The organism is Nitrospinota bacterium, from assembly GCA_009873635.1.
Taxonomy (GTDB): Bacteria; Nitrospinota; Nitrospinia; order Nitrospinales; family VA-1; genus LS-NOB.
Genome location: WAHY01000002.1, coordinates 17,876 through 35,387, shown reverse-complemented (window position 1 = coordinate 35,387; position 17,512 = coordinate 17,876). Strand labels below are relative to the sequence as shown.

At 41.0% G+C, this 17,512-nt stretch carries 18 protein-coding genes and 1 tRNA gene; 8 read left to right on the top strand and 11 right to left on the bottom strand.

Annotated features, from left to right (window positions below):
• Positions 1 to 17: 17 nt before the first annotated feature.
• A complete protein-coding gene (locus F3741_01805; GenBank protein ID MZG29531.1) occupies positions 18 to 2,129 on the bottom strand; it encodes a peptide ABC transporter substrate-binding protein in 2,112 nt (703 codons plus the stop codon).
• A gap of 308 nt (positions 2,130 to 2,437) precedes the next feature.
• On the opposite strand from F3741_01805, the gene F3741_01800 reads away from it, so the two are divergent.
• From F3741_01800 to F3741_01790, 3 genes are all read left to right on the top strand, one after another.
• A complete protein-coding gene (locus F3741_01800; GenBank protein ID MZG29530.1) occupies positions 2,438 to 2,764 on the top strand; it encodes a YfhL family 4Fe-4S dicluster ferredoxin in 327 nt (108 codons plus the stop codon).
• Positions 2,765 to 2,898: 134 nt separating this feature from the next.
• Positions 2,899 to 2,975: transfer RNA gene (locus F3741_01795), tRNA-Met, on the top strand.
• A gap of 253 nt (positions 2,976 to 3,228) precedes the next feature.
• Positions 3,229 to 3,528, top strand: a complete 300-nt coding sequence (locus F3741_01790) for a hypothetical protein (GenBank protein MZG29529.1) — start codon at positions 3,229 to 3,231, stop codon at positions 3,526 to 3,528.
• Positions 3,529 to 4,274: 746 nt separating this feature from the next.
• Here F3741_01790 and F3741_01785 read toward each other — a convergent pair.
• From F3741_01785 to F3741_01775, 3 genes are read right to left on the bottom strand one after another with little or no spacing between them, the layout of a single operon-like run.
• Positions 4,275 to 4,532 carry a hypothetical protein gene (locus F3741_01785; protein MZG29528.1) on the bottom strand — a complete coding sequence of 86 codons (258 nt, stop codon included), beginning with the start codon at positions 4,530 to 4,532 and terminating at the stop codon, positions 4,275 to 4,277.
• 23 nt (positions 4,533 to 4,555) lie between these two features.
• Positions 4,556 to 4,999 (bottom strand): DMT family transporter, encoded by a 444-nt coding sequence (locus F3741_01780; protein ID MZG29527.1) that lies wholly within the window; start codon positions 4,997 to 4,999, stop codon positions 4,556 to 4,558.
• 49 nt (positions 5,000 to 5,048) lie between these two features.
• Positions 5,049 to 5,342: a hypothetical protein gene (locus F3741_01775; GenBank protein ID MZG29526.1), complete on the bottom strand. Its 294-nt coding sequence runs from the start codon at positions 5,340 to 5,342 to the stop codon at positions 5,049 to 5,051.
• Between the two features lie 124 nt (positions 5,343 to 5,466).
• Here F3741_01775 and F3741_01770 point away from each other — a divergent pair, with 124 nt between their 5' ends.
• Positions 5,467 to 6,816 carry an NADP-specific glutamate dehydrogenase gene (locus F3741_01770; GenBank protein MZG29525.1) on the top strand — a complete coding sequence of 450 codons (1,350 nt, stop codon included), beginning with the start codon at positions 5,467 to 5,469 and terminating at the stop codon, positions 6,814 to 6,816.
• Between the two features lie 70 nt (positions 6,817 to 6,886).
• A complete protein-coding gene (locus F3741_01765; GenBank protein ID MZG29524.1) occupies positions 6,887 to 7,390 on the top strand; it encodes a YajQ family cyclic di-GMP-binding protein in 504 nt (167 codons plus the stop codon).
• Between the two features lie 49 nt (positions 7,391 to 7,439).
• Here the strand turns inward: F3741_01765 and F3741_01760 are convergent, their stop codons facing one another.
• Positions 7,440 to 7,988: a DJ-1/PfpI family protein gene (locus F3741_01760; GenBank protein MZG29523.1), complete on the bottom strand. Its 549-nt coding sequence runs from the start codon at positions 7,986 to 7,988 to the stop codon at positions 7,440 to 7,442.
• 129 nt (positions 7,989 to 8,117) lie between these two features.
• Between F3741_01760 and F3741_01755 the strand changes: the two genes are divergently transcribed.
• On the top strand, positions 8,118 to 8,426 hold the full coding sequence (locus F3741_01755; GenBank protein ID MZG29522.1) for a hypothetical protein: 309 nt from the start codon (positions 8,118 to 8,120) through the stop codon (positions 8,424 to 8,426).
• Positions 8,427 to 8,435: 9 nt separating this feature from the next.
• Here the strand turns inward: F3741_01755 and F3741_01750 are convergent, their stop codons facing one another.
• The 6 genes from F3741_01750 to F3741_01725 all read right to left on the bottom strand — a co-directional run bounded on the left by F3741_01750 (position 8,436) and on the right by F3741_01725 (position 14,678).
• Positions 8,436 to 8,759 carry a hypothetical protein gene (locus tag F3741_01750; GenBank protein MZG29521.1) on the bottom strand — a complete coding sequence of 108 codons (324 nt, stop codon included), beginning with the start codon at positions 8,757 to 8,759 and terminating at the stop codon, positions 8,436 to 8,438.
• Between the two features lie 15 nt (positions 8,760 to 8,774).
• Entirely contained in the window at positions 8,775 to 9,278 is a 504-nt protein-coding gene (gene lspA, locus F3741_01745) for a signal peptidase II (GenBank protein ID MZG29520.1), read from the bottom strand.
• Positions 9,279 to 9,283: 5 nt separating this feature from the next.
• Positions 9,284 to 12,073 (bottom strand): isoleucine--tRNA ligase, encoded by a 2,790-nt coding sequence (ileS, locus tag F3741_01740; GenBank protein ID MZG29519.1) that lies wholly within the window; start codon positions 12,071 to 12,073, stop codon positions 9,284 to 9,286.
• A gap of 19 nt (positions 12,074 to 12,092) precedes the next feature.
• Positions 12,093 to 13,079 carry a tryptophan--tRNA ligase gene (gene trpS / locus F3741_01735; GenBank protein ID MZG29518.1) on the bottom strand — a complete coding sequence of 329 codons (987 nt, stop codon included), beginning with the start codon at positions 13,077 to 13,079 and terminating at the stop codon, positions 12,093 to 12,095.
• 19 nt (positions 13,080 to 13,098) lie between these two features.
• Complete coding sequence (locus F3741_01730; GenBank protein ID MZG29517.1) at positions 13,099 to 13,725, bottom strand: site-2 protease family protein; 627 nt, start codon at positions 13,723 to 13,725, stop codon at positions 13,099 to 13,101.
• Positions 13,726 to 13,940: 215 nt separating this feature from the next.
• A complete protein-coding gene (locus F3741_01725; protein MZG29516.1) occupies positions 13,941 to 14,678 on the bottom strand; it encodes a glycosyltransferase family 2 protein in 738 nt (245 codons plus the stop codon).
• A gap of 322 nt (positions 14,679 to 15,000) precedes the next feature.
• On the opposite strand from F3741_01725, the gene F3741_01720 reads away from it, so the two are divergent.
• Entirely contained in the window at positions 15,001 to 16,494 is a 1,494-nt protein-coding gene (locus F3741_01720) for a hypothetical protein (GenBank protein MZG29515.1), read from the top strand.
• A 33-nt stretch (positions 16,495 to 16,527) separates the two neighbouring features.
• Complete coding sequence (locus F3741_01715; GenBank protein MZG29514.1) at positions 16,528 to 17,505, top strand: MinD/ParA family protein; 978 nt, start codon at positions 16,528 to 16,530, stop codon at positions 17,503 to 17,505.
• The last annotated feature ends 7 nt before the right edge of the window (positions 17,506 to 17,512 follow it).

Below are 17,512 nucleotides of genomic sequence, written 5' to 3'. Positions count from 1 at the left end.
AGAAGAAATATGTAATATTATCCCGCAGAACTGAAAGTGGGAAGGGTTGCCAGTTTTTTCCATTTGTTGAAGTAATAGCGGATTCGACCGTCTCGGGTTGGATAAATTTTCTCATACTTCACTTCCCCGCCCTCTTCTTTTTCTACAATCACGATTTTCTTATCCAGCAATTGGGTCGATTTTGCAACGTACAAAAAGTTATAAGGCTGGTCTCTTGCGATCATACGGTGAAGCTCGTGCGCCATTTTGACCTGCTTTTCCCGGTCGTATTCTCTGCGGATTCTTGTTATCAGCCTGTCCGCCTCGTCATTCTTATAGCCGACAAAGTTCAGTTGTCCGGGTCCTGCCTGACTTGAGTGCCAGATCTGGTAGAGGTCCGGGTCGATGCCCATGCTCCACCCCAACACCAGCGCGTCAAATTTAAGAGCATTGACAAAATCTTTCAGGAATACCGCCCACTCGAAAAGCTGCGTGTTGCATTTGATGCCAATCTTCCTCCAGCTTTCCTGGGCAATGGTGAGAATGTTTTTACGCACGGGGTTTCCACTGTTTGTGATCAGATTGAACTCAAAAACTTTTCCATCTTTTTCCAGCCAGCCATCGGCGTTTTTCTTCCACCCTTTGGCGTTCAAGATTTTAAGCGCTCCCTCCGGGTCGTAAGGTAGAGATTTGACATCAGGGTCGTACCATTCTGTGATTTTCGGGTAGGGTCCTGTCACCCTTTCCCCCTCTCCATAAAGAATGTATTGAATGATCGGGTCGATGTCGATGGCCATGCCAAGTGCCACACGTATATCTTTATCTTTAAATAAAGGCTTACGCAAGTTATAGCCAATGTAGGAGTAGAAATAGCCCAGACTGGAAAAGCTTTGATATTTATCGTCAGTTGAAAACCGGGCCACCTGGTGGGGTTGCACGGAATAATTATCAACCGCCCCGGCATAAAATTCCATCTCCTGCGTCAAAGAGTCTGGAATAATGCGCATGACATATTCTTCGTATTCCGGTGCTCCCTCCCAGTAATGTTCGTTTCGGGCCAGTCGTATATGTTCGTCGGACTTCCACTCTACGAATTTGAACGGCCCAGTACCAATTGGATGGCGATTGAAATTGCTGTCGCGCAAACCAAAAACTTCAGGGTCCCGACCTCGTTCCCCGGCTTCTTCAACCAGCTTCTCCCTTGTTAGCAGGTGTTCTGGCAGAATGCCCATGGACCAGGAGTTTATGGCTGGCGAAAAAAGGCGTTTATAAGTGAAACGAATTTTATGCGGCCCCAGAACTTTTGCGTTTTTTACCGGCTCGTAATCGGATTTTCTAGGTGATGTGCCTTTAGGATCGATGATTGATTCAAAAGTAAACAAAACATCGCCAGAGTCAAACGGATGACCATCGTGAAAGGTCACATCTTTTCTCAGGTCAAACACGATCACCGGGTTATGTTCTGTCAACGGCAATATTTGTCTGTAATATTCCTGAAGTTTTTTCTGATGTTGCGGTTCTTCGGCATGGATGAATTTATCGTAGGGGAAGTTTGTAAAATAGCCTTCGCCCAACCACTGCCTGATGGGAACAAAGAAATCCTGATCAATTTTTTCCAGAGTGAATTTCAATCTGGGTGGCTGGTGGACTGTGTAAGGAATCTGTTTTAAATCTTTGTCAGAACCAGAAAGTTTAATCACTCCCTGTATGGTTTTTCCAGGAATAACTTCTACGGAACGCAGGTTTTTAGCCCATTCAGTATTTTTACCTATTGCTTCAACAAGGCTATCGGGCCAGTCCGATTTGCTGTCCGCAAACTTGCCTCCGGGCAAAAAAGAAGATGTGTTAAGTGTCAGCATTGCCTCTTCAAACTGAACCCAGGACTTTGCAAGTCTTGGGCGATATTTTAGGTTCTGATCAAGATCAATCAGACCGTCAAAAACCAACTCATTTATGGAACTGGATGAGGTATCAGCGCTTAAAGTGGGGTTCAGTATATGTGCATCGCCGCTGGAGCCCTGTACATACTTAACCAACCGTACGGGGTTACCAACCGCCTGCTTATCGTAAGTGGGCACCCAGAAAAAAGACTGCGACAGAAACAGGATCAACAGGACAGGCATATAGATGAGAATTTTTTTGACAATCATATTAAAATCATATCAAATCAGTAGAGAAAAAAGGCTTATTTTTAACACGAAAACAGCCGAAAACATAAACGGGCCTGCATATGATAAGCCCTTTTTTATCAATATGAAGGAATCTATTGTCTGGTGCGACTTTCAAATTGGGGGGTTTTCCAAAAAAATTCTTGACTTGCTCTGTAATTGACTATAATTTGAAGCACCTTTTCAGGAGCTTTACTCTGGCGGGCCTTTAACGCAAATAACTTAATTTAGCGAATAACTATATAGTTCAATATCTTTTAGATCATTAACCATTTAGAAGGAAAATCAAGATGGCAACAATTATCACTGACGAATGTATCAACTGTGGCGTATGTGAACCGGAGTGTCCTAACACGGCGATAACCGAAGGCGAAGATTTCTATGAAATCGAACCCGATCTCTGCACAGAGTGTGTAGGATTCCATGGTGAAGAAGCCTGTCAAGAAGTATGCCCTGTTGATTGTTGTATTCCAGATGAAGATAAAAGGGAAACGGAAGAAGAGCTGCTGGTTAAAGCCCAGAAAATCCATCCGGATGAAACTTTCCCGGCTTTAGATGAATTAACCAACGAAACTTCCCTTTTCCGCAATCCAGACCGGAAAAACGCCGGACTGTAATATCAAAAGCATTTGGGCTCTGGTCTTGGGCAAGTCCCACCAGGGCCCGTTTTTTTGCTCTCGGATAGAAGAGTAAAGACCAGTCCTTGACATCACAATCCATATCAGTGATAGTCACAGTCAATCAGTATTATTGCGGGGTGGAGCAGCCTGGTAGCTCGTTGGGCTCATAACCCAAAGGTCGTCGGTTCAAATCCGGCCCCCGCTACCAAATAGAATAAGGGGTTAGCTTGATAAAGCTAGCCCCTTTTTTATTGGAAAATGAAACATTTGTCAGCAATTTGGCAATTTACGTTTTTGAGCGGCGAACATTTATAACCTCCATGGATATCAGGAGGTAATAAGGTTAGGAAAGTATTTTCTGAGAGTTTAATTACATTTATTGTCGTTGCCTAAGTCTAAAGATAACTATATAGTGTCACATATTATTAGTAAGTTAATACTTGGAGAGAAGTTTTTAACTTATGGATACTTTGCAAAATATTAAATATTTTGATGAGCTCGAAATATTTAAAAACTTTACTAATCAAGAAAAATCAGAAATTGCAAGCTTCACCCAAAACTTTGTTTCGTGCCGCAAAGGTGATTTAATTCTCCAGCAGGAGTCCAACGACCCTTCCCTATATATTATCCTTGATGGTCAAGTAGTATTAAAAAAAATGAGCAAAAGGATGTGGAAATTGCGACTCTCCTACCTGGTTCCATATTTGGCACGATTCCATCACTCCCGGTCACCCCGCGCAATAAGAACGTCATTGCATTAAGTAACAGCCTGGTCCTTAGGATCGACAGACCAATATTGAAGACGTTGAGCCCAACCATTATCAATAAGTTTAACTTTGAATTCATAAATATTTTATTCCGCCGAGTGGCAGAAATGAATGTGAGAATTTCACGAGAAAGAAGTGAGGTGAGGAATATAGCCCGTAATTACGGGATAATCAAAAGTGAGCTCGACAAATCACCCGCCCTGCCAAAAGAGATTCGCATCGCATCTAACTTATTGTATGAACAGCTGAAAAATTTCCAGAACCCAACGAAATAACTAAAGAGATGAATACTTGATAAAATGAAATTAGTTCCCCAATCCTCCACCAGTGCTTTTTATTGCACATCCGAACTTTGTTTTCCTGCCGAATCCAGTAATTTTAATCCCTACTAAATAGAGCCCACTTTAATGAAATACATGAGATTGGGGATTCTACCCACTTCGCGTCATAATTAAAATGTAATGCCTTAGCCGTTTGGCTAGAAGAGTTATTGAAGAAAGCCTTTGTAAAATTGAAAATAATTGACCTTGGCAGGTAAATTTAAGTTAAAATTACACGCAATTTTTGAATTTCAAAATTTACTTGATGAAGTAATAAATGAGGTAAGTTTTAGGTTTTTAAATTAAAGTCTTAATTAGAAATAACGTAACAGCTTACTGTTAAAAATTCGAATTGAAATATGGCAATTAATCCATTACATAAGGCATTTTTCACGGCAAGATGATTAGAAAAGTTCTATATTATGGATCAAACTTCAATTTCATGGCAAGAATGGCAGAAATTAAAATTAAAGTAACTAAATTCCAGAATATAATTGGAGGTTCATGGATTAGAAACCCATAAATCAACCAGCACATTACTCCCACACCAAATATTGAAAACATCCCTAACGAAAGGTCAGAAGCTGATCTGCTTTTCCAGGTTTTTAAAACCTGAGCCATAAAGGAAACAGTCGTTAAAAATCCTGCAAAATAACCCAGCATAACAGTTCCGGTCATATCCATCCTTTCAAAATTTTAGTTTAATTGTTTCGAATCAAATAAAATCCGCCCAGAAGTAACAAGATCCCAAAGATTCGGACAATATTGATTTTTTGCATAGGAAAACCCAGCCAACCGAAATGATCGATCAAAACAGAAGCAATCAATTGCCCCACAAGCAATATACCTACCAGAGCGAGCGCGCCAATTTTAGGTCCGGCAATAATTGAACCCAGCACAACTGCAGCGCCAATTAAACCTCCACCCCAGATCCAGACAGGCATAACAGCTACCTGACCAATAGGAGGGACAGGTATTCTCAATATTACTGCGCTTGCAATGAGACATAATGTACCCACAGAAAAAGAAATCAACGCCGCAAGCAACGGGTTATTGGTATGCCGGGCCAGTTCCGCATTTATGCCGACTTGAACCGGCAACATGAATCCTAATACAAAGACTAGAGAAGCATAAAGATAGCTCATATAAATCTCACATTTTCATAATTTTTATTTCAAACCTTTCATTACGACTTTAGTATTCCTCAGCCAATTCTTCTGCCAATTCAATAACAAGTTTTAAAACGCCAATAAGACGCAAGCGGTCTTCATCTTCCAAGTCTTTCAGCGTGTCTTCATAACCGTATTCGATCAATTGTTTTTTTCGAGCCGGGTCAGCATCCAGTTCACTTAAACATTCAAATTCTTCCCTGGCTTGAGCAGCAACTTTTTCAAAGTTTTCAGGGCCATGAATATATTTATATGTAATAGAGTTTTTTGGAAGTGACTTGGATAAATCAGTTAAAATGGGATGTGTATAAGAATTCATGATATATATAGGGTATAAAAAAATAAATATGGGCCTTAGGAGGCATATTAAATTAACTTATGTATTATACGGTAATATCATTTCCAAGGCTTTTCCATATTAACTTAAAGGACTAAATTAAATGATGACTCGAGGCACTGCATTAAATCACAATGAATTCATGCAGGGATTGATCAAAAGAAATCCTGGCGAAGTTGAATTTCATCAGGCTGTTGACGAAGTAGCTACCAGCGTGATTCCATTCATCAACGAAAACCCCAAATACATCGAAAATCAAATTCTTGAGCGAATGACCGAGCCGGACCGGACTATTATTTTTCGGGTATGCTGGCAAGACGATAAAGGTAATATACGTACCAATCGTGGTTACAGAGTCCAGTTCAATAATGCCATTGGACCTTACAAAGGTGGCCTTCGCTTCCACCCCTCTGTCAATTTAAGCATCCTCAAATTCCTGGGTTTTGAGCAAACTTTCAAGAATAGCTTAACTGGCCTTCCAATGGGTTCTGGCAAGGGTGGTTCAGATTTCAACCCAAAGGGAAAATCGGAACGTGAGATTATGCGGTTTTGTCAGGCTTTTATGACAGAATTGTCAAAACATATAGGAGAAAATATAGATGTCCCTGCCGGAGATATTGGTGTAGGCGCAAGAGAAATTAGCTACATGTTTGGTCAATATAAGCGCTTACAAAATGAATTCACTGGAACTCTAACGGGTAAAGCAATTGAGTTTGGTGGAAGTTTGATAAGAAAAGAAGCTACTGGATATGGTTGTGCTTATTTTATGGAAGAAATGCTTAAACATATTCAGGATTCCATAAGTGAGAAAAGTTGCATTGTCTCAGGATCAGGAAACGTTGCTCAGTTTTGTGCTCAAAAAATAATAGATTTAGGTGGTAAGGTTCTAACTTTATCAGATTCCTCTGGTTTTATTTATGATCCTGATGGCTTAAATGATGAGAAGCTAAATTTCGTCATTGACTTAAAAAATAACCGGAGGGGAAGAATTTCAGAATATGCAGAAAAATATAAAGTAGAATTCCATAAAGGCAAAAGACCTTGGGTTGTGAAGGCAGACTTGGCATTTCCCTGTGCAACTCAAAATGAAATTGAATTGTCTGATGCGGAAAACCTTATTAAGAATGGATGTAAGGGTGTGGCTGAAGGTGCTAACATGCCAACAACAATGGAGGCGATTGAGGCGTTAGATCAGGCTAATATTATGTTTTCGCCAGGAAAGGCTTCTAATGCAGGAGGGGTTGCTGTTTCTGGACTTGAAATGACCCAAAACAGCATTCGTCTTTCATGGCAAAGAGACGAACTTGATGATCGACTCAAGAATATTATGCGTGACATTCATCAACAGTGCGTCAACTATGGAACTGAAAAAAAACATATAGATTATGTAAAAGGTGCAAACCTGGCAGGATTTGTTAAGGTTGCCGAAGCTATGGTGGCTTATGGCGTAATCTAATTGATTAGCAAATAAAAAAGGTTTTCGATCTATATTCAACCAAGTTAAATCAAATTCAGGATAAGACACTATGGCTTCTAAAAGTTCATCATTTGATATTGTTTCAACAACCGATATGGCGGAGGTGCAAAATGCCTGCAACCAAACAATGCTTGAAATCAGGCAACGGTTTGATTTCAAGGGGAGCAAAAGTGAGGTAGAACTGGATTCCAAAAAATCCCAGGTCGTAATTCTTGCAGACGATGCACACAAACTTAATTCCGTTGTTGATATTCTGCAAAGCAAATTGATAAAAAGAAAAGTATCAATTAAAGCATTGGATTATGGAAATGTAGAATCTGCCTCAGGAGATACCGTACGACAGACGATTTCCATCCAGCAGGGAATCCCACAAGATAAAGGCAAGGAAATTATTAAATATATTAAAGGTCTGGGTTTTAAAAAAATGCAGGCCCAGATAGCTGACGATCAGGTGAGAGTATCAGCAAAAGATAAAGACGACCTGCAATCGGCCATAGCAAGCTTGAAGGCAAAAGACTTCGGCATTGACATGTCTTTCACCAACTACCGTTGATCCAACCTCCTCATAAATCAAAACTGCTCAACTGCAATAATCAGTGCAGTCATGTAACACCTAAGAGTTCCAGAACTTTTGCAGCCAACAACTTGCCACTGGACTCTCCAAATGCCGTTACAATTTTATTCGAACATGTCAGGGGTTCTTCAACAACATAAGCTCCAGCTTCCTTCAGTTCTTGATTACATTTTTCATGATTTGTATCAGCGACTTCATGACCGGCAAGCAACCCGGCACGGACCAATGAAATCACTGATATTCCCAAAGCCCCCACAATTTTACCGGCTCTATAGTGGTCCGTTATAATTTGAGGAAGAATCGGGTCATTCCAAATAGAGCTTTTTGCGCCCTTCCCTCCAACCACCACCACCGCATCATATTTTTTATTCGGTAAGAATCTTTTATCCCAGTCCACCAATATTCCATCAGGAGTGACTTTTGTTTTCATTTCTCCGACCGCTTCAGAGCCTGACTTAGAAAGGGTAACAGTTTTAACCGACGCCGCTTCAAATACAGAATTTAATTCTGACAATTGCTGATCACAGAAACGGCTTTGAGGAATAACAATCAGGACAATCAGATTTTCAGCATCCATAAGCTATTCTCACTCGGGGCCTTCATCGCCATAAAAATCGTTAAAGAACAGAGTTAGATTTGCAAATGTTCTTACATTCATGCTTTATAATCTCAAGTGAGTATTATCTAATATTTTTAAGGAGTCTATATGCCTATCCTGATGACAGCACGTTACCAAGTCAAACCCCATGCTATCGACCGGTGTAAAAAAGCAATTAAAGCTTTAGTTGAACATGTCAAGGAAAACGAGAAAGAAACTCTTTTTTATATAGCACAACAGGAAAAATTGAATCCCTACGCCTTTTTACACGTCATGCTATTCAAAGATGAAGTGGCTTTGACCCTGCACCGATCATCCCAAGCCGCAGAAAATTTTGTCAGAGCTTTATATCCTGAAACTATCGACCCGCTGGAGTTTAAGGAATATGATATTACCGCCACAAATCTCAATCTTTAATACAGCCGATTACTCATTAATTTCTTTCAAGAGGCCTGCCATTCGCTCAAGATCATCTTTAAGACCTTCCGGGGGAAGTGCCAAATCAGAATCAGTAGGATTGAGGGTATCCGCCATTGATTCTGAAGATTCACTATTTTTGCTGTTTAAAAAGAATTTACGCAACTGATAATGGCTGTCGACCCTTATCCAGCTTTTCCCATCACCCGAAAGTTCATCGGATCCAAGTAAAGCTTTTTTCCTGATAAACGTGATCAGGTTCTCAGTGGGCACATTAGAGACTTGTTTGCTTCCCCGACGAATCATCACTACCTTTAAAGGTTTCGTAGTCATTAGGAGATAAAGAAATTAAAGAGTATTTGTAGACGGGTCTGGCCTTGAACCTTCACTGAATAAATCGATCACCATTAAGGCAACACCCATTGTTATGCAGGAATCGGCAATATTAAATGCCGGAAAGTGGTGCCCATTGATAAAAAGATCAACAAAATCTATCACCTCACCATGAAGGCTCCTGTCAATAAGATTACCAATCGCCCCACTGAATATAAGAATCAAACCAATCTGAACCATTTTCTTTTCTTTAGGGGTTTGATGAAATATCACCAGGATAGCAGTAATGGCAATGGTCGATATTGTTATGAACATCAGCGCCTTATACTCAGACTGTTGACTGGCAAATAGCCCAAATGCAACTCCGGAATTGCGAATATGTGTCAGGTTGAAAATACCCTCAATGACTTCTACCGAATAATTAAGAGGAATATGAAGCGAAACCATGAGCTTGGTATATTGATCGATCACGATCAATACTCCAGACACAATTAATAGCGACAAATATTTATTCCTCACCATTGTCAAGCTCCTGCCGCATGGAGGTGACTTTCACAACGCAAACAAATCTCACCATTGGTTTTGCCAGCCTGCGTATCAGGCAAAAAATAGTTCCAGCACCTCTCGCATTTCTTTCCAGGATGCATTTCTGAAAATACTTTTAGCCCGGGAAGAGACTCGCTCTCATATACGTTTTCATTAGAGTCCAGGCTATCAACCAAGTTCACTTCTGAGACGATAAAAATATATTTTAATTCGTTTGAGGAGTTTGCAATGATCTTCCTAAACTTATCGGGAACCACCAACTTGACTATCGAATCAAGGGAATGACCTATTACCTTCTCTCTCCTGCTTTTTTCCAATGCCTTGCTAACCTCCCCTTTCAAATCAACCAGAAACTGCCATTTTTCTACAAGCCCCTCATCAAAACTCACATCAACAGGAGCATCAAATTGAGAAAGATGAACACTTTTTTCATTCACCCATTTCCCGGGGAGGTATGACCAGACTTCTTCAGAAGTAAAACTTAAAATGGGAGCCATTAAACGGACCATCCCCATTAAAAGAATGTGCAAAGCAGTTTGGCCCGAGCGTCTTCCAAGAGATTTAGGCGGATAGGTATATAACCTGTCTTTGATAATATCCAGATAAAACGCGCTCAATTCAACAATACAAAAATTTGAAAACGAATGATAAAACACATGGAATTCGTAGTTGTCATAAGCGGTTAATATTTTATCCCTCAAGATATTAAATCGATAAATAATGTACCGGTCCAATTCAAGCATTTCTTCGACGGGCACCCGGTCTTCATCGTGATTGAAGTCGTGAAGGTTTCCCAATAAATACCGGAATGTATTTCGAATTTTTCGATAAGATTCTGTCAGTCTTTTTAGAATCTCATTTGAAATGCGAATGTCTTCACGATAGTTTTCTGAAGCAACCCAAAGGCGGAGTATCTCCGCACCATACTGGTCAATGATTTTTTGAGGAGCAATCACATTGCCGGCGGATTTGGACATTTTCCTACCCTTCCCATCCACCACATAACCATGAGTCAAGACCGATTTATAGGGCTCTTTGCCCCTTGTTCCTATTGATTCCAAGAGAGAGCTATGGAACCAGCCTCTATGCTGGTCACTTCCCTCAAGATAGAGATCAGTCGGCCAGTGCAGATCTGGATCATTTTCGACAACAGCCGCGTGGCTGACACCAGAGTCAAACCAGACATCCAGTATATCTGTTTCTTTGGAAAAATCTTTCCCTCCACATTGACAAGTTGTCCCTTCCGGCAAGAGATTTTCAGCATCAAACCAAAAGTCTGCTCCGTGTTTTTCCACCCCATCTGCAATCCGCTCGAATAATTCTCTGGAATTAATAAACTCCCCACAATCATTACAGGTGAACAAGGTAATTGGAACACCCCATGCCCTTTGCCGTGAAACACACCAGTCAGGACGGTTCTCTATCATGCTGTATATCCGATCTCTTCCCCACTGAGGAATCCACTCTGTACGGTCTATTCCTGCCAGGGCGCTCTTACGCAGATCCTGTTTATCCATCGCAATGAACCACTGATTCGTTGCCCTGAAAATAATGGGCTGACGGCAACGCCAACAATGCGGGTAGGAATGTTTAATATCTACAGAACAAATTAAATAACCATCCTGCCTGAGTTTTTCAATTATCTCAGGATTAGCTTTCCTGACGAACATACCACCAAAATGTTCTAACTCTGACACAAAAACTCCCGCGCCGTTAACCGGATTATAGGGTTCCAATCCATATTTCAGACCGACAATATAATCGTCCTGCCCATGACCCGGGGCGGTGTGTACACAACCCGTTCCCTGCTCCAGAGTTACATGATCCCCAAGAATGACTTTTGATTCTCTATCTATAAAAGGATGGCGGCAAACAGCATTTTCCCATTCCCCACCTTTACAGGAAGCTAATATTTTATAATCCGTCAGCTTCCATTCTTCTACCAGTGAAGATAAACGGTCTTCGGCCACAATATAAATATCTTCGTCATGGCTGACTGCGACATAGACAAATTCGGGATGCAGGGAAATGGCAAGGTTCGCAGGGAGTGTCCATGGGGTCGTGGTCCAGATAACCATGGATAAGTTTTCTAACCCTGCCATACTTTGAGGCGCTCCTGATTGAACCGGAAACTTGACATAGATTGATGGCGAGGTGTGGTCTGCATGCTCAACCTCGGCTTCTGCCAAAGCAGTTTGGCAGGAGGTACACCAATGAACAGGTTTCAATCCTTTATACACAAGCCCTTTTTCTACAAACTTACCAAACTCGCGAACTATTGTTGCTTCGTAGGAGTAGTTCATAGTCAAATAAGGATTTTCCCAATCTGCAAGCACTCCCAACCTTTTAAACTCTTCTTTCTGAATTTCGACAAACTCTTCTGCATAAACCCTGCACTGCTTGCGAATTTCTGATTTTTCCAGGTTCAGTTTTTTTTCTTTCAGTTTTTTACCTACCTGATGTTCGATGGGAAGGCCATGACAATCCCAGCCCGGTATAAATCCGGAATCAAAACCCTTCATACTCGTGATTTTAACAATGAAATCTTTGAGAACTTTATTCAAAGCATGGCCCATATGAATATGCCCATTGGCATAAGGTGGACCATCATGAAATACGAATTTGGGCTTACCTTTGGCAGAATGTCGGATTTTCTTGTATAACTCCTCCTTTTCCCAAATGGCAAGGGTTTCCGGCTCACGCTTAGTCAGGCTGGCCTTCATCGGAAAATCCGTAACAGGTAAGTTAAGTGTGTCTTTGATTTCCATAAATATTGTACAAAAGCTCCTACATCAATTTCATCGCTTGTTTCGCTTGTTCCAAAGTGGATTTTGCTACGGATTGAGCTTTCAGTGTGCCCTCGCGCAAAATTTCTTTTACTGTATCAGGGCGAGCAAGAAATTCCTGCCTTTTCTCCATCATCGGCTTCATACCCTCAATCATAGTTTGAGAAAGCATTTTTTTACAGTCGCCACAACCTATTTTTGCAGTCCTGCAATCCGTGTTTATTTCATCCTGCATCGATTTGGGCGAATAGATTTTGTGAAATGGATACAGGTTGCACACATCAGGATCGCCAGGATCATCCCTGCGCGCACGGGCAGGGTCTGTAAGCATGGACTGAACCTTTTTACGGATCTCTTTTTCACCATCTGAAAGGAAAATAGTATTGTTGTAGGTTTTGCTCATTTTCCTGCCATCCAGACCATTGAGCTTGGGAATATCAGAAATTTTCGCACCAGGCTCAATAAATACTTTCTTATACAGCTTGTTAAACCTTCGCACTATTTCACGAGACAACTCCAGATGTGGCGCCTGATCAATGCCTACCGGAACAAAGTCTGCTTTATAAAGTACGATATCTGCGGTTTGCAGAACCGGATATCCTAAAAACCCATATGAACTCATATCCACATTCTTTATTTCATCCTGTTTTTCCTTATAGGTCGGGTTCCGTTCCAACCAGGGAACAGGAACAATCATGGATAAGATAAGATGAAGCTCTGCGTGCTCAGGTATTTCAGATTGGAGAAACATCGTGCATTTTTCCGGGTCCAACCCTGCACTCAACCAGTCAATTGCCACTTCAAAAGAAAAATCCTTGATACGTCCTGGTCCTTCATATAAGGAGCTTAGAGCATGCCAATCGGCAATAAAAAAGTAGCAATCAAACTCATCCTGGAGGCTCACCCAGTTTTTCAGCGCTCCAAAATAATTCCCCAAATGCAGTTTTCCCGAAGGCTGCATTCCACTTAAAATACGTTTTTTTTTCATCAGTAGTTATCCATCTGTATCAGGAAAGGCTAGCCCTTAACACCTCTATAATCATGGGAAAGGTTTCCTGACTCAGAAATGAAACCGTGTAATTTATGGGTAACATTAAAATGGTACCGAGAATTCCCGTATGCGCAAAATGATCCAGCAGAAATATGCCTAAAATCAGAAATGCTCCGAATCGGTCAAGGTGGGTCAGTTTTTCAGCAATTTCATGAGAAACTATACCCTTTAGCACACTGGACCCATCCAAAGGGTACATGGGCAACATATTGAAGATCGCCAAAGCGACATTGATCCATATACCATAAGCCAAAATAACAAACAAATAAGAAAACTCAGGACCCATCAAACGAATAAAAAAACTGCATACTACTGCCATGGCAATATTGGACAAAGGTCCAGCCATGGCCACATACATCATGTCCTTTCTTGGGTTTTCAAAGTTCCGCCAATCAACCGGAACAGGTTTAGCCCAACCAAACCCAACAAAATAGAAAAAAAGCACCCCAAGTATATCCAGGTGCCGTATAGGATTAAATGAAAGTCTGCCAAGGCGTTGGGCTGTGTCATCACCGAGCAAAAAGGCCATTTTACCGTGGGAGTATTCGTGAACCGTGAGGGAAAACAAAATGACCGGTGTCATTAATAACATTAATTGCGTTTTATTCAAGAAAAAAGCCTCAGTAATATTGGGTGAAACTCATGCCAGAATGAAAGATAAACGTAAGGGGGGACCGAGTTCGGGGAAACTTCCTGCAAAACGGCAAAACCTAAACGTAATACTATTTTATCTCAATCGTATCAACTCTGTCATATTTTAATGTCCTGTCAACTCCAAGAAAACCAATCACAAAACGATCAGGTTTTTTTGGTCTTGGCATATTTTAAAAAGGTATAAAACGAAAAAGCCAGGGCTAGAAATAATCCTAAAAAACCATCCCTAAACCCCTGCCTAATAAGATAATTTTTAATAAAGGTAGCCGGAGGTCGCAATAAAAGATGAGACCAGCCAGCCCGAAAACCCTTTTCTACTTTTTCACGAGAATAAAGCGTAGAATAGCGGTTTTGTCTATCTATATAGTCTTCCATCCCAGAAAAAGAATAGTGGGTAATAGGGTTCTTGAAAGAACCCACATTCTCATCAGGAACCAGTTTTTCGTGCACCAGCGATTCTGTGAAGCTCACACGAGATTTATCGTACAATCGTGAGATATGATCCGGATACCATCCTCCAAAACGAACCCAACGGCCTGCAAACAAGTTTTTACGTGGAAATTGATAAACCGGATGCCTTGGGCCCTCTCTCAATACCTTCTGTATCTCCTCAGCACCTTCAGAGCTAATCTCTTCATCGGAATCAAGATTCAGGATCCAGTTATGGCTAGCTCTACCTGCGCATAAATTTTTCTGCTTCCCATAACCATTCCATTCCACACAATACACCTTATCTGTAAATTGCCTGCAAATTTCCACTGTACGGTCCGTACTATTGGTATCAAGCACAACAATTTCATCAGCCCACTTTACACTCTCAAGGCACCTTGCAATATTCTTCTCCTCATTTTTGGTAATGATTGTGACCGATAATTTTTCCATCAATTTAATATCCAAACACTAAATAATTTTCAAATCCGGCACGATTATATCACTGAACGAGCTCTACAAACACCCGCCAAGTGATTAATTTTACTGCATTTTTGGATTTTTATGCTATTATTAGTGCCAGAATTTAACAAAGGGGCAACCCTGAAACTTTTTGTATTTGAACGAGGCGAAAAATGCCAAAACAGGAAGTTTTTGAATCGAGTTATCTAAATCCAATTCTAATTTTAGATAAACAACATTTTGTTCTTAATTCTGTTGAGAACAGAGCCTGTCTTCAAATTTCTTTTTTTAAGCTATAACCAACTTAAAACATATGATCGAACAATTCCTTCAAACCGCCCTGGAGTTTTTGAAAGAAATCTGGTTCCAACTGAATTCGCGTTTTGACCTGGAAAACACCGAGGCTTTTAAGTTTCTCAAACCTTACCTCCTTCAGCTACAGGAAAACCCTCTTTATTTAGGTGTTTCACTGGCGGCTCTTGTTCTGATTCCATATGCTTTGATAAAAGTTAGAAGTATCTCCAGAGAACGCGAGCGCAAACTCGATGAGCTTATGGAAGAAATGGAGGAAGAAGAATATGATGAGGATGACCCAAGACGCCTTCGCCGACCTGAGCCAGAAGACGATGGTGACAAACCATTATTTGTTAATGAAGAAAGTGAACCTTCTTCATATTCGAAGGTGGTGGATACAGAAAATGATGCAGACTCTGAAGAAGAAATTACCGAGTTTGAGCTTGACGCACTTTCCTCTGAAGATGCAGAGAATATTGCGCCTGTCAGCTCAGAGCTGGCAGACAGCGACTTTGAAAAAGATTTGAATGAATTCATGGCGATGGAGGATAACATCGAACTTCCTGCCGATGATTCGACCCATGATCAAGCCATTAAAGAACTCCAGGAAGATGGCGAATTGATGGAACTGGATGAGCCGTCTTCTGAAACAGATATATCCGAAAGCGTTTCCGATCTGGATGAAGATGAGCAGGATAAGGCCATCAAGGATCTTCAGGAGGAAATGGAGCGAACCATCAATCAATTAACCGAACAAATTGAGGAACCCACAGAGGCTCCAAGTTCTATAAAAGATTTGAGCCAAATTCATGTGAGCGGTGATGCTACCATTGAAGAAGACTATACTGAAGAGAACGACCCTGTTCTGGAAGAGGAACCATCACCCGAAACTGAACCCGCCCACTCCCTAAACGAAGAACCATCTCTGGAGCAACCCCATGAGCTTTCTGATAATGAAATACTAGCTTCTTTGGAACCGGAGATAGAAGAGACATCGAGTCTAGAATCAGAGCCAGAGTATACAATAGAAGAAATATCTGATCTGGAGTCAGAACCAGAACTCAAGGCTGATTCGATTCCAGATACTCGTGATTACGAACCGGAGATATCAGGTTTCACATTTGAAGCTGACATTTTAGATGAAGAAAACGAGGATAGTAAGGGATTCACTTTTGAGGAACAACCGATTGAGATTGAGGAATCACCAGAGCCGGAAGTGACTATTGAGCAATCAACTTTGGATCATGACTATGTTCCTTCAGGGGATGCTGATAGCCTTATAGATCGTCTAAAGTTTTTACAGACCCGCTTTGAAAATCGTTATCAGTCCACAGAAAAACCAGTTACTGAAAGCGCTCCGGCACCTGTTGGAAAAAGAATTCCTGAAAAAGACTATGCCAGCTTTACTGAAGCAAGACGTCAATCAAGTATGGCATTATCACCGGACAGCAAAAAATATATGGATCTGTTAGAGTCATTTGTATTCATGAAAGATCAGAGAAAGCATAAATAAACCGAATTTGGAGCAAAGCTCATTCAAAGCACAATGACAAGCCCGATAAACATAATAGCCGTTGGAGGCGGCAAAGGCGGTATTGGGAAAAGTGTAATCTGCACGAACCTGGCTGCCGGAATGGCTTTGAGCGGACAAAAAGTTATTCTAATGGATACAGATTTTGGAGCTTCAAATCTGCATGCATTGCTGGGCATTGGTAACCCTGCTCATGGATTCCAGGATTTTTTTACTGACAAAGTTACCGACCCCAGGACTCTCCTTCTTGATACTGGTATTAGCAACCTTAAGTTTGTAAGTGGCGCGGGGGATAATCCAGGTAGCGCCAATATTGATTCCAATAATATAGGTTCTATTATTTCTTTTATTAAAAATCTTGAGGCTGATACGATCCTTCTCGACCTTGGCCCAGGAACCAATTATAACGTTATTGATTTCTTTAATATCAGCACACAGGGTGTTGTTCTGACGACTCCTGAAATGACTTCTATTATGAAGACCTTCAGCTTCATCAGGGCAGCCTTGTTTCGCAGAATATCTCTTGCGTTTCAAACTTCTCCTGAAATCCAGGAGATGGTGGATCATTCCAACCCGGACACAGCCAACATGGAAACTTACACAACCGGTTTGTTGCGCGCAAAATTCCAGGACCAGTTTCCCAACCTTGTTGATCAACTCAATACAATAATAAGTGATTTTAAACCTGGTCTCGTAGTAAATCGAGTGAGAAACCGTAAAGACTTGATGGCGGGAGACAACCTTCTCAAGTTGGTTAAAAAGTTCCTGGACGTTGATGTCACTTATCTGGGTTATATCATCGAAAGTGATAGAGTTCGTGATTCTATTGACGAAATGATTCCATTCCTTATCAAAGACCCTCAAAGCAAACCTTCTGAAAATCTCCAACAAATCATTGGAGCCCTGACCAATACTGACCTGCAATTTATGAAAAGAGACGGAAGAATTTTCGTTTCAAAGCAAGTTCGCCTCTCATCCGGTTGGGAAGCTTGATTGAGGC